Genomic DNA, 12,874 nt, shown 5'->3' with positions numbered 1-12,874 from the left:
GCCTCACATCAACTTTTATCAATCCAGTACAAAAAACGGTATCTCCGAAATGACGGGTCTATCAACCCAACCAATCCCTCCTCAAAATCAAAAGAAATCACACTTAGTAAATCGCTCATATGCCTAAACAGCGTATATTTGCCTATCAATGAAACTCATAAAATCACAAGTTTTTACCGCATTAAGCCTACTAATTGCCTTCGCTACGGCATGTACTCCTGCACTAGATGCAGAAGAGGCTGTCATAGTTTATCAATCTGACTTTGCTGCGGGAGATTTATCCAATATCAGTACTACCGCATCTATTATTTCATTTGGAGGCCAAGCAATGCTCGGTACGCTAAACAATGAGTCCATCACGCTTTCACTAAGTGACATGCCAAAACATCGTTTTGTAGAAGTCTCCCTAGATCTCTACGTACACGACTCTTGGGATGGCAATGCTCAGTCTCCAGATGGACCAGATGTATGGGAGATGATCGCAGATGATACAAGTGTACTGCACACGACTTTTTCCAATACACCCTGTGAACCTACCTACTGTTTCAAGCAGTCTTTTCCAGATCCGTTTCCTACACCCAATGACCCCAGAACAGGTCAAAACACTGCTTTGAATGGTTTTTGTCACTTGTCTCAAAATAACAACGGAACAGCATTATATACGATCAAAAGGATCATCCGGCATACCAAAGATGATCTCAGGCTGGTACTCCGTGATCAGCTAGTTCAAACCAACACACCTGATCCAAAATGTGATGAAAGTTGGTCTTTAGGAAACATTAGGATATCGATTCTCCCATGAAAGTCAAAATCCTCATAGCGCTATGCTGCTTGATAGGTAGCCATACTTTCGCACAGACGATTCCTGTGGGCGCACCTGTCTGGGAAGAGGCCTTGAGAAGACAGCAATTACTAGATACCACACGAACTTACCCAAGCTTCATGGTGCGACCCTTTGATCCACAGGCAGCGCTCGATACTACATATTATTATGGGGTGTTGATGCAGCCTGTCGGTGCTTCAAAGTACCCCTTGCACAGAAGCAATGCCAGCGGAAAGATAGCTTTGGGGCTATTGCCAGCTGAATATCAAATGCAGTTTAATAGTAAAAACCCTTATGGCTGGGGCGATCGCGCCATGATTCCAAACAGAGGCTTTCAGCAAATGCTCTCGGCCGGATTTTATGCTAAGTTGGGGCCACTGAGTATCCAACTCAGACCAGAGTGGGTCACTGCACAAAACCGAGCCTTTGATGGATTCGAATCTGCGAATTTTAGTACAAGTGTGATCAATAGCCGATTCATCTACTGGAATAGCGGAGACAATCCCGAACGCATCGGAACAGCTGCTCACCAACAGTTCTTTTTGGGTCAAAGCAGCATACGACTAAACTTTGGGGCATTTTCGCTAGGCTATAGCACTGAAAATATCGCCTGGGGTCCTGGACAGTTCAATGGACTGATCTTCAGTGACAATGCGCCCGGTTTTCAACACCTTACTTTTAATACACGAAAGCCTGCCAAGACATTTCTGGGGAATTTTGAAGGGCAGCTGATCATGGGACGTTTAGAAAGCTCTAATCAAGGGCCCACGCAAGATGAGGCTATCAACAATCAGTTTTTTCGAACGATCTCAGATGACTGGCGCTACCTCAATGGCATCAATATTTCCTATAATCCAAAATGGGTCAAAGGGCTTTATCTTGGTTTGAGTAGAACATTTCAGTTTTATAGCGAAGACATCATCGGTGGGGACTGGCAAACTTACTTCCCTATCTTCGAGGCGTTTCAAAAGGAGCGAGTGGGCTTCAGTGGAGGCAATAGCGTGGAGTATGACAACCAAAGAAATGACCAACAAGTAGCAGTCAATCTACGCTGGGTATTTCCTAAGTCAAATGCTGAAATCTACATGGAGTATGGCAGGAGAGATCATGCGCTCAACTGGAGAGACTTTTTCATGTCGCCAGATCATGCGAGTGCCTACCTATTTGGATTTCAAAAACTCGTGCCTTTGCCCAAGTCAAGCGAATTCCTCCAAATACGAGCGGAAGTCACACGAGCAAGTGAGACACCCTCTACGATCACACGGTACATAGAGAATTATGGCATCAGCTGGAATACCCACTATCAAGTCAGAGGTTTTACCCACTATGGTCAGCCACTAGGAGTCGGCTCGGGACCAGGATCTAATGTAGAGACAGTAGAAATCGCCTGGGTGAGAAAAATCAACAAACTAGGGCTTCAAGTACAAAGACTAGAAAATCAAAAGGACTTTTTCAATCGAGCCTTTGGAGATGATCCTGCTAGAAGGCCTTGGACCGACTTCAGTATCAACCTCATGGGCAGCTGGCAGTTTGACCGCTTAGTCATGAACGCATCTATGAGAGGTATACAGAGTTTCAACTATCAGTGGCGCATGTCTGAGCCAAACCCAATCACCAATCGCAGAGTAGGCGAGGATCGATTCAACTTACAATTTACCATGGGCGCTAGCTACGTATTCTGATGAAGAAATTCTTACTGATCATATCTTTCCTTTATTGCTTGACTTCGCAAGTCCAAGCTCAAACACTTCCCGTTGGTTTCCATGCATATGAAGAGTATTGGAGAAATTATCAGCTATTAGGTCAAATAGATAGCACACTTTCCTTTATACAAAGACCAATTTCTATCTCGGCATTTCCAGCAGACATGTTGCCTTTTCTCAGTGAGCAAAAGTGGTCTAACAAATGGCTTGATATCAGACTATTGCCAGTGAGCATGCGTAGTAGCTTCAATACCAATTTCCCTACGAGCATCAACGATGGCGCTTTTAGAGCAGATGGAGGGCTACAAAAAAGCCTGACTGGAGGCGTTTACCTTTCTAAAGGCAACTGGAGCCTGCAACTCATGCCTGAATTGGTTTTTCATGAAAACAAAAACTACGATGCTTTTCCGGAAGAGCACTTTGATGTGATCTGGGAGAGGAGGTACTACTACTGGAACAGAATAGATCAGCCCGAGCGATTTGGCAATCAAGCCGAACTGAGAATGCTGCTTGGTCAGTCCGCACTTAAGTACACTTTTGATAATGACATTTCTTTAGGGATTTCAACCCAAAATCTTTGGTGGGGTCCAGCCAAACGAAACGCACTTGTCATGAGTAATCAGGCGGAAGGCTTTTTACACTTTAGTGCGCAGACAGAAAAACCTATTCTCACTAAGATCGGACGGTTTGAAGGACAGTTTATCGCAGGTCAATTGGGAAACTCTAATCAGCTGCCTCCCGACACTGCTAGGACCAATCAAGGCTACCAGCTCTATGTGCCTAAGCGTGATCAGTGGCGCTACGTCTCAGGGATCAACCTAGCTTATCAGCCTAAATGGCTCGAGGGTTTGACTCTTGGCTACAATAAATTGACACAGTTATATGCAGATGAGATCAGAGGCGCTGCAGACCTCATCCCATTCTTCAATGGGAGCATGTCTACGGGTGTAGCCGCTAATACCAATAGACCTCGCTCTCAGCAGATGAGCAGCATGTATATGAGATGGCTACTGCAAGAGGCCAAAGCAGAGTTTTATCTTTCATACGGCACCAAAGGGCCTAGTAGATCATTTAGAGAGTTCATAGAAAACCCTACGCTTGATAGGGCATTTACGGGCGGAGTGGCTAAAATCTACCCTGTCAAAAATAACAGCTTTGTCAAAGTAGAAATGGAAGCAAGTTTCCTTGGACAAAATACTAGGGGAGAAATTCGCTCAGGAGATAGCTGGTATGTGGATAACTACATCAGGCAAGGCTTTACACACAAGGGAGAAGTCCTTGGTGCTGGGATTGGTGGCGGTGCCAATGCACAGTTTCTGGGAGTCACTTGGTTTAAGGGTTTAGACCAAGTAGGACTTACCATAGAGAGGCGATTGCATGACAATGACTTTTACTACTATGCCTTTGAAGACTCTAGAGACTTTAGAAGATTCTGGGTTGACCTCAATATAGGTCTTCGAGGGAGCAAACAGCTTGGCCAAGTACTGTTAAGTGCAGACATACTTTTTACCAATGCGATCAACTACCAATGGGAACTCTACAATGATCCTGCAGAGTATTTTGTAGATGGTATAGACAAGCAAAATCTTAGCTTTCAAGTGCAGGCTACTTACTTCTGGAAGTAGGAAAAGCTATTTGCTCAATGACTTGAGTACCTCTAAGTATCGATCGGTTACAAAGTCCCAAGTGTATTTTTTTGTAATCCCTTGACGAGCTGTAGCTTTGAGATGAGAGATCGTGAGCGGTTCTGCTTCTGCACGATGGATAAGTTGTCTTAGGGCATTTTCATCTTTGGAGAAAAATAGTCCGTGCTTACCGTTTTGTAGCATCTCTTGGTTGAAGACCGTGTCTAGCGCCATGATCGCACAGCCATAGGCCATGGCTTTGAGCATAGTAGGATTGGTACCACCAAACTCATGACCATGCAGATAGGCAAATGACTGATGATATAATTCAGCCAGTTCATCACTGCTAGTGACATAGCCGGTAAAGACCAGTCGGTCATCTTTTTCTGCCATTGCTTTCAGTGACCTAGCAAAGGTATCTTGATAAGGCACATCGCCTACGATCACCAATTTTTTAGTGCTGGAGGAAGCGATAAATCCTTTGACCAAAAGGTCTGCATTGTTATCAGGAACCATACGACCTACAATCAAATAATAGCCCTGAGGCTGTAAGTCCCATTTTTGAATCAACTCTGGGTATTGGCTTTCCTTCACATGTGCTCCGTAGGCGATTACTTCAGAGTCTGTTTGAAACTCTTTCAGATAAACCTGTCGCATCTCCTCAGAGTCATTGATGATCAAGTCATAAAACCGTGTAGCCTGCTTGGCGGCAAACTTAAAATAGCGAGCGCCTAAACCTTTCCATTTGGGGCGCTTCCATTCTAAGCCATCCATATTGATAGCACATTTTTTACCAAAAAGCTTACAGATCAAACCAAAAGGACCATTGGCTGGATTAGCTGCTAGGATCACATCTGTTTTACCTATACAAGCATGCATAAATGCCAAAAATGAATGAGAAAGCTGCTCTAATGATTTAGTATGAAAGCCCCGAACATAGACAAGTTTGATACCATTGACTTCTTTGGGCTTCTCACTAAAAAGACCTGCATGGCAGTACACAGTGACTTCATGACCTCTCTGAACCATGCGCTCTGCTACTTCCTTGACAAATGTCTCATAGCCACTGTAAACATATGGATAACCTCTAGTGCCGATTATGCTGATTTTCATGATCCTAAAATTCAAATACTCTTTTCATGTGCTGCGCATAGCTCTCCAATGAAAAATGCTTCAGCACCCTGTTTTGTGCAGATTTACCAAAGACACTGCGTTTTGTATCATCCATTATCAGCGGACTGATTAAGTTTGCTGCTTCCTCTGCATCGTCAAAAGGAATAAGTACTCCTGTCTCACCGACAATGACCATCTCTGTGGCGCCACCATGATTTGTAGCGGCTACTGCTCTGCCGCTGCCCATCGCTTCGAGTACGGTAGTGGGTAGCGGGTCTGGCAAGATAGAGGGGAGGACAAAGATATCCAGTGCAGACAATATATCAGGGATATCCGTACGAAAACCTAAGTCTGTCACAGAGGACTCTATTTTCAACTTTTGCTTCTTTTGAGCAATCTCCTCATACAAATACTCATATCCAGGATAAGCATCTCCTACCATCAAGAATTGCACATTCGGATGCTTTTCCTTCAGCTTAGCAGCGATTTCTAGGAAGTAGGTCTGCCCCTTCCAATAATGCACACGGGCGATCATTCCGATCAAGACTTGCTCTTCGGAAATTCCCCATTCCTTTCGGAGCTTGACTCTTTGGTCAGTGTCTAATAGTTGCTGATAGTTTAGTCCATTATAGACCTGAAAGGCTTGAGGTTTTTGTACAAAAGGCTGCCAAGCTCTAGCGACAGCCTGAGAGACATAGACGACAGCAGTGGCTGTGAGATTGATCCAAAAACCGATGATTTTAGCCAACCACCGCGGATGAGACAGTATCTCATGAACATGCCAGATATGTTTGATTTGAAGCTTTCGTGCTACATAGCCCCCAACGAGTACACCAGTGGTATTGGAGTATATATGTGTGACACCTTCTGATCGACAGATATGAGCGATCCTTTTAGCGGCAGCTCGCATCCTACTATAGCGGTTAAAGAGCCCTTTGATCGAAAAATATTTGCGCCTGATGATGCCAAGATTGAAGATTTCAAAAGGAATCTTTCTTCGAGTCAGTTCTTCACTAAAATTACCCTCAGCAGGTAAAATCACTTTGACCTCATAATCTGCAGCTATAACAATTTCTATACTGTATAGCATGATCCTGGAGGCCCCATAGAGATCGCCAGAACTATGCAAAAAGAGTATTTTTGATTTATCAGACATCCTGCTTTCTATTTGAAATGATCTTAGCAGGTGAGCCAGCTACTATACTATAGGGAGGGACATCTTTGGTCACTACACTACCCGCAGCGACTACACTTCCCCGGCCTATCGTCACACCCGCTAAGATCACCGCATGTGAAGCGATCCAGCAGTCATCTTCGATTTTCACAAAGCTCCTTGTGACTCCCTGAGACTTCATAGTCGTATGAGGATCTGCAAAGTTGTGGTTTTCAGCATAGATGCTTACGCGAGGGGAGATCATGACGTGATTGCCTATATCGATGAAGCCTGAGCAACCGATATAGCTCATCGGGCCGATATTAGAATGATCTCCGATGCGCATACCCTCACCAAGTGGGCCTCCCCAAAGTGTAGTAGGACGAATGATCGCTCCTTTTCCAATGGTCACTTTATTTCCTAAAGAGATGCCTTGCTTACTATGGCAGCTAATATCCGCATCATCTTCTATGATGAAGTGATTACCAGCCTTCAATTGAGACTTCATACGAATCCTTACACCCGAACCGATCAAAATCACACGCCCAGACTTTCCTAAAAAGGGCTTGAGTAGATATCCTCTCACTAGCCAAACGAAAGCTCTCCAAAAAAGCCCTAGTCTCGCACCAAAGCTCCAATCCTCATCAAACCTACCTTTAAGTATTTCGCTCATTACCTTAGAGTTTTCTTAGCCATTGGTATAAATCTTTTGCATAGCGCTCCTGACTGAAGTAGGTCAATCGCTGTTGACCAGCCATTATCAGCGCCTTTTGCAATTGCTCGTCTGAGAGAACTGTGTCGATAGCAGCTGCTAGCGCTTTGGGCTCATAACCTGCTGCTACATAAACGCCCGCATCCCCTATTTCTTTTAAAGCACCTTGTGGAGAAATCACCACGGTCAAGCGATGGTAAAATGCTTCTAAAATAGGCACTCCAAAGCCCTCGTTTTTCGAAGGAAATACATACATAGCCGCATGCTGATAATACTGCTGCAGTGCCTGCTGAGATAAATAGCCAGTATAAATTACTCGATCCTCAAGCCCCAACCGCTGGACTGTAGCTTCCATCTCAGCTGAGGCATCCATATCTGGTTTTGGTGCAGATTGACCTACTAAGACTAGTTTCAGGTCAGGCGATTTTTGAAGGACAAGATAAAAGGCTTCGATCAAACTCACTAGATTTTTTCTTTTCTCAAAGACGCCTACATGCAGTAAATAGAGATCAGAAATTGGAGAGGGCGTAGCAGCCTTGTTATTCAAGCCCAAATGTACGCTAGGGTAGATAGTGTCTATTGATTTCGCTTTAGGAAAAATATGCCCTAGTCTTTCTTTAGAGAACTCACTAATGGTCAAGATAGCTGCTCGCCCCCTTCTATGTGCCGCATGTAATAGACGCAGGTAGCCCTTGAGCCAAGTGGGATTGTAATGCTCAGGACTATCCCACAGAAAGGTATCATGATGCACTTGCACGATCGTACCTTTACCCCAGATATTGGAGAGAATGTCTGGATTGATGACTACCCGAGCTTGCACCAGATGCGACTTGATCGGCAGCCAAGTCAACTTATACCCATGATAGATTAGTTGAAAAAGCAATCGTTTCCAAAGACTAATGCGTCCTTTGAAAAAAGTGATTTTTTGTATTTTCTCTAAAGAAGGATAGACTACCACTTGAAAATCATCTTCAGGATAGTGCTGAAATACCTCAATAAGTGTCTCCGTATAAGTCTTAATGCCCGTCTGCGCCATCAAGAGATAAAAAATGTCCAGCAAGACTACCTTACGCTTTTTCATAAGACTCCTTTCCATAAAAACTCACGCTGTAGCCTAATAAGCACCAAGTAAGTAAACTGATGTGAATAAAGATATCCAAATTAGAGGTAAAAAGTGGTAGTAATAATCCAACTTTGACAGTACATACAATGAACGGAATCAGTCGATACATGACATCAGGATATGTTCGATATACTTTCAGAGGCACTTTGATAGAGAGGTATGTAAGTATCAAGTATAAGAGTAAACCTAGCACACCGATCTGTACGCCATAGATCAAAAACTGATTTTCTCCTCCCACTTTTAATTCATCATCTACAGCTCCCGCATTGCCACTCATGGCGAGGCCGATACCTTCAGGGTTGATCACCATCTGATTGATCGCTTGAAACCACTCGATCGCGTGCCCTAGACTAGACGGTTCGCTGAAGGTCAATGTGTCAATGACCAAATAACGAAGATCATCTGGTGCAAAGAAGAATATATAAATCACTAAGCCAAGAAAGGTCAATATGCCCAGCCCGATCAATTTATACAGTCTGAAAACGACAGCCGTAAAAGCGATCAAAAGAAAGAGTGCTCCAAATGCCGCCCTCGAAAATGAGAAATACAACGTCAAAACTGCTACCAATATCATAGCAGCATAAATCGCTCGATTGGTTCTGTAGGGACTCTTGAGAAATAATATCAGCGCAGTAGAAAAAGTCAGTAGAGAACTTGCTGCGAGTTCAAGGGGATTGGCAAAGAATGAAGCGAAGCGCCTCTTTCCAGAGCTTGATTCGAAAGTCCAAGTAAGCCCATAGTTTCCCGTAGGATCTATCTCATTGATGTCTGAGTTCCACTTGGCATAGCCAGTAAACTGCTGCAAGTGTGCGTCTAAGACAAATACCTCTAGCAGATTGAAAGCCAAAGTAGCTACTCCGACCCATAAGATCAGGTGAAGGAGTTGTTTGATTTCATCTGGTTTAAGCTGGAGATTTCTCCCCACGAGATAAGCTACAGAGAAGAGCAAGATTCCTTTGTAGTAAAGTAATCTCTGTACAAAAGATGAATCTCCTATAGGCAAGACCAAAAACAAGGTACATAAGCCTAAGAAGGTTAAGAAAACATAATCGATAGCTATGAGTCTAAATTGCTTTTGTAGTACTTTGGGATGATAAAAAAACAAGACTACCAACGCTGCCAACATAATGATTTCCTTGGTGTATTGAAAAAACTGAACAGCGATCTGTAGCCCAGTGACTTCATAAACCAAAGAAATATTGGTGATGTAAAATGGTGTGTATAAGATGAGAAATACTAAATAATAAACAAGCTCAGCCTTTACCAAAAGTTGGTAGAGACAATACCCGAATACCAATAAGCAAAACGGGACTATTAAAAAAAATAGCAAGCCTGTGATCATTTTTTAGTTTTCAATAGCCTTTTATCAACCCAATTTTTATGATAAACCTTCTTGTAGCCCTTTTAAAACAGCTTTTAACTTTTCCTTTCTTCCTCTAAGCAAGAAGTAAAGCGCATAAGCTAATACCTTTCCAGTCTGATAGAATCCAGCACTGATTTTATAAAGTCCCTTTACATGTTTTCTGTAAAAGTACAGATGATTGCGCACATTCAGCTGTATCACAAAGGGAGATAAGTAGCCCTCCTTACCCTTCTCTTTTCGCTTACCAGATACACCAGCCTCATGGTAAATCAGAGATTTTGGCTCATAAAGGAGTTTTTTGCCCATAGCCTTTAACCTAAACGACCAATCTACATCTTCAAAATAAGCAAAATATCGTTCTTCTAAGAGCCCTAAGCTTCTCAGTGTCTCTACACGCATGAGGATACAGCACCCTGTGATCCAATCTACGGCTCGCGCTTCATCAAACTGTCCAACATCCCGCTGATTTTCACCCACTGTCTGGGGAAGACCTAGCCAAGGATTATACTTACCGCCTGCATTCCAGATCAGGCTTCTATCATGCACATAGCGCATCTTAGGCTGTACTGCCCCGATCTCAGTACTGCTATCGAGTGACGTGATAAGCGGCTCTAAAAATCCCTCTGTCACCTCCGTATCATTATTGAGCAGCATGACATAGTTATACTTAGCAGTATTCAGCACATGGTTTAACGCCAAGTTATTCCCCCCAGTAAAGCCAGCATTGGATGAGTTTTCTAAAAGGACAATTTCTGGATAGTGCGCTCGTAGCTGCTCTACTGAATCATCTGTGGAGGCATTGTCCACTACGATCACCACGAAGTCTTGATAGCTGATCTTTCGCAAGCTATCGAGACACTTAGCCGTGTAGGCATAGCCATTCCAGTTAACGAGTACGATAGCGACCATAGAGTGCGATAGTGTCTGATTTGATATAGCGATAATTGATCCAAGTCTGACTTGCAAAGAACATCAGTTCTGTCAAAAGTAAACCAATGGACATGCCTAGAGCACCATAATATTGCGCGCCTAGTGTGGCCACTAAGAGCATAAAGACAAAGGAGATAAAGGTGCTTTTTAGTAGCAGTTTGTTCTCAGATTTGACTAAAACCAAAAGGACATTGGCAATATTGAGCGTAGCTAAAAAGGGAACCAAACTCAATACACGCAGTAATAGTACAGCATCTTCCAGTGGATCTTTGGCAAAGAAATAAATGATGTAAGGAGCTAATAAATAAAGTAATACAGACCCCATCAAAGTCAGTAAAAGACTGGCTGCATATGTTTTTTTAACAAAGCGAAAAAAACTCAATCTATCTTGCTGATAAAGCCTTGAAGCATGAGGATAAATCGCCTGAGCCATGATGCTTGGAAATAGGCGCACTACTCTGATCACACGTTCTGCTAGGCCAAAGCTACCAAGCTCATAATCTGTAGCAGTAAACGAAAGAATAATCACGCCACCATTGACGGTAAGATACCCTGCTACTGAGCTGATAAAGAGCGAAAAGTTCTCTTTCAATGAATTGACTAATGCCTGAAGCTTAGGGATGAAAAGCGTTATTTTCCACTTTTTGATTACATAAAAGATTAATCCTATGTTGACCAAAAGAGCAGAGGCGCCAAAGCTAAAATTGACCCAAACAGCATCTGAAGGACTTTGTATAAAAAAAACTAAGCTCAATATGTAGAGTAGTTTGCCGCAAAGATTACTAATCGTGAGTAGCTTCACTTGCTCTACTCCTTGCATAAACCATAGGGGAAAAAATGCTTCCGCTAAGATCATCACGGAGGAGAATAAGAGGATGTCGCTATATCTCGAAAAAGCACCCAAAAAACTACCTCCCCAGATGAGTAATAGGGAGATGAAGGCCAGAATGAGTTTGCTAGAGAATATTTCAGTAAAGATCTCAGACAGCTTCTGATGGTTATCTTGGTGAATGGCCACTTCTCTAGGCCCACTCAAATGATAGCCATAGCTAATCCCTAAGGCCATCGTGATCATGATGGTAAAGGCAGCATTGACAAGACCAAAGGCTTCTGTTCCTAGGGCTTTAAAGATCAAAGGAATCGAAAGCACAGAGATCAGGATATTGGAAATCTGTGTGATAAAAAGAAAAGTAAAGTTCTGAAAAGACTTATGAATCAATAGCGACCTTACTTTATGAGCCACTAACATTTACTCTTTTGACTTTTCGGCTTGCAGGGCACCACGGATGATCCAGCTCCCTGTCAAGTAGATGAACGTTAATATCCCAGCTAGTAGCCCGCCTATAACAATCCCTTTTAACTTTGAAACTCTGTTGTTGTCCAAGTACTTTCTTGGTGTATCGATCACTTGGATGATGGGCGCATTTTTGAGATTGTTCAGCTTGGCCATTTCTAGATTTTTGACCAGCTCAGTATATGCAGCAGTAGCTGTACGCATGTCTATCTGCGCTTGTTGAGCAGGTATCTGCTGGGATTTGTTGAGTGCGTTAGGGTTTGGATTGCGCTCTGAGATTTGAGCCATACCGAGCAAACTTTCATCTAGCACGCGTCTCACACTATCTGTTTGCTGTTGAAGTACCGCTACATTGTCACTCGTTTTTTTCGTTTTAGTCTCATAGTAAAACTGATTGGCTTCTTTGACCAGTTGCTCATTGAAGTATCTAGCGAAAAGAGGATCCTTCGCGCTGACCTTGACACTGATGATGTTGAGCTTACGAGAGACTTTTTCGGCACTCACATGATAGTCTCTTAAGTCTTCTACTAGTTCATACATCAAGCTGTCTTGCATTTTGCTAAACTGTGCTCTTGGAACACTAAAGTCTACTTGTGCCAATTCTTCTGACCACTTTTTATCATACTTGCGCTCTGCTATGAATCGATCTATCAATCTAAAGCTGTCTTGTTCTACTGTAGTCACATTTTTAAGCAGTGCACGTTCAAGTAATCGCTGACTTTTGTAAAGCTCTATAATGTTTTCACCCTCAAAAGCACCACCTGCACCTCCTGCAAGCGAACCGATATCTATGCCCACAAGGGAGGCTAAGCCAGAAGCATCTCCAGACATACCACCTGTGCCACTTTCTAGCGTAAAGGTAGTCTCAGCAGTGTAAGTCACTTTTTTAAACGTATATAGAAAACCAGCTAGTCCTCCTGCTAGACCAATGATCAAAAAAGCTTTCCTTTTAGACCAAAGGAATAGTACCCATGCGCTAAATCGCTGGACTAGTTCGCTAAAAGAAATCTTATCTTCTATGATATGCTCTGACAT

The 12,874-nt window shown here is 43.0% G+C and carries 11 protein-coding genes; 3 read left to right on the top strand and 8 right to left on the bottom strand.

Going from position 1 to position 12,874, the window contains the following annotated elements; all coding sequences use genetic code 11:
* Positions 1-148: 148 nt before the first annotated feature.
* Genes I5349_RS05270 through I5349_RS05260 form a run of 3 tightly spaced genes read left to right on the top strand, consistent with a single transcriptional unit; the run spans position 149 to position 4,151 of the window.
* A complete protein-coding gene (locus I5349_RS05270; RefSeq protein ID WP_226389696.1) occupies positions 149-802 on the top strand; it encodes a hypothetical protein in 654 nt (217 codons plus the stop codon).
* Entirely contained in the window at positions 799-2,505 is a 1,707-nt protein-coding gene (locus I5349_RS05265) for a capsule assembly Wzi family protein (protein ID WP_226389695.1), read from the top strand. The genes I5349_RS05270 and I5349_RS05265 overlap by 4 nt, the downstream gene beginning before the upstream one ends.
* The gene (locus tag I5349_RS05260) at positions 2,505-4,151 is read left to right on the top strand and encodes a capsule assembly Wzi family protein (RefSeq protein ID WP_226389694.1); all 1,647 of its coding nucleotides are present in this window, start codon (positions 2,505-2,507) and stop codon (positions 4,149-4,151) included. Before I5349_RS05265 ends, I5349_RS05260 begins: the two co-directional genes overlap by 1 nt.
* Positions 4,152-4,157: 6 nt before the next feature.
* Here the strand turns inward: I5349_RS05260 and I5349_RS05255 are convergent, their stop codons facing one another.
* From I5349_RS05255 to I5349_RS05220, 8 genes are all read right to left on the bottom strand, one after another.
* Positions 4,158-5,264 (bottom strand): DUF1972 domain-containing protein, encoded by a 1,107-nt coding sequence (locus tag I5349_RS05255; protein ID WP_226389693.1) that lies wholly within the window; start codon positions 5,262-5,264, stop codon positions 4,158-4,160.
* A 4-nt stretch (positions 5,265-5,268) separates the two neighbouring features.
* Complete coding sequence (locus tag I5349_RS05250) at positions 5,269-6,420, bottom strand: glycosyltransferase family 4 protein (RefSeq protein ID WP_226389692.1); 1,152 nt, start codon at positions 6,418-6,420, stop codon at positions 5,269-5,271.
* The gene (locus I5349_RS05245) at positions 6,413-7,090 is read right to left on the bottom strand and encodes an acyltransferase (protein WP_317194229.1); all 678 of its coding nucleotides are present in this window, start codon (positions 7,088-7,090) and stop codon (positions 6,413-6,415) included. Before I5349_RS05245 ends, I5349_RS05250 begins: the two co-directional genes overlap by 8 nt.
* A 4-nt stretch (positions 7,091-7,094) precedes the next feature.
* Positions 7,095-8,210 (bottom strand): glycosyltransferase family 4 protein, encoded by a 1,116-nt coding sequence (locus I5349_RS05240; RefSeq protein WP_226389691.1) that lies wholly within the window; start codon positions 8,208-8,210, stop codon positions 7,095-7,097.
* Positions 8,197-9,519: an O-antigen ligase domain-containing protein gene (locus I5349_RS05235; protein WP_226389690.1), complete on the bottom strand. Its 1,323-nt coding sequence runs from the start codon at positions 9,517-9,519 to the stop codon at positions 8,197-8,199. The genes I5349_RS05240 and I5349_RS05235 overlap by 14 nt, the downstream gene beginning before the upstream one ends.
* Positions 9,520-9,630: 111 nt before the next feature.
* A complete protein-coding gene (locus I5349_RS05230) occupies positions 9,631-10,524 on the bottom strand; it encodes a glycosyltransferase family 2 protein (RefSeq protein WP_226389689.1) in 894 nt (297 codons plus the stop codon).
* Positions 10,502-11,788, bottom strand: a complete 1,287-nt coding sequence (locus I5349_RS05225; RefSeq protein ID WP_226389688.1) for an oligosaccharide flippase family protein — start codon at positions 11,786-11,788, stop codon at positions 10,502-10,504. The genes I5349_RS05230 and I5349_RS05225 overlap by 23 nt, the downstream gene beginning before the upstream one ends.
* Before the next feature lie 6 nt (positions 11,789-11,794).
* Positions 11,795-12,874, bottom strand: coding sequence for a GumC domain-containing protein (locus I5349_RS05220; protein WP_226389687.1), 1,080 nt, complete (start codon positions 12,872-12,874; stop codon positions 11,795-11,797).

It is taken from the genome of Penaeicola halotolerans (genome assembly GCF_016464625.1).
Taxonomy (GTDB): domain Bacteria; phylum Bacteroidota; class Bacteroidia; order Cytophagales; family Cyclobacteriaceae; genus Penaeicola; species Penaeicola halotolerans.
The sequence above is the reverse complement of the archived record's forward strand: the minus strand, read 5'-3'. Positions and strand labels throughout refer to the sequence as shown.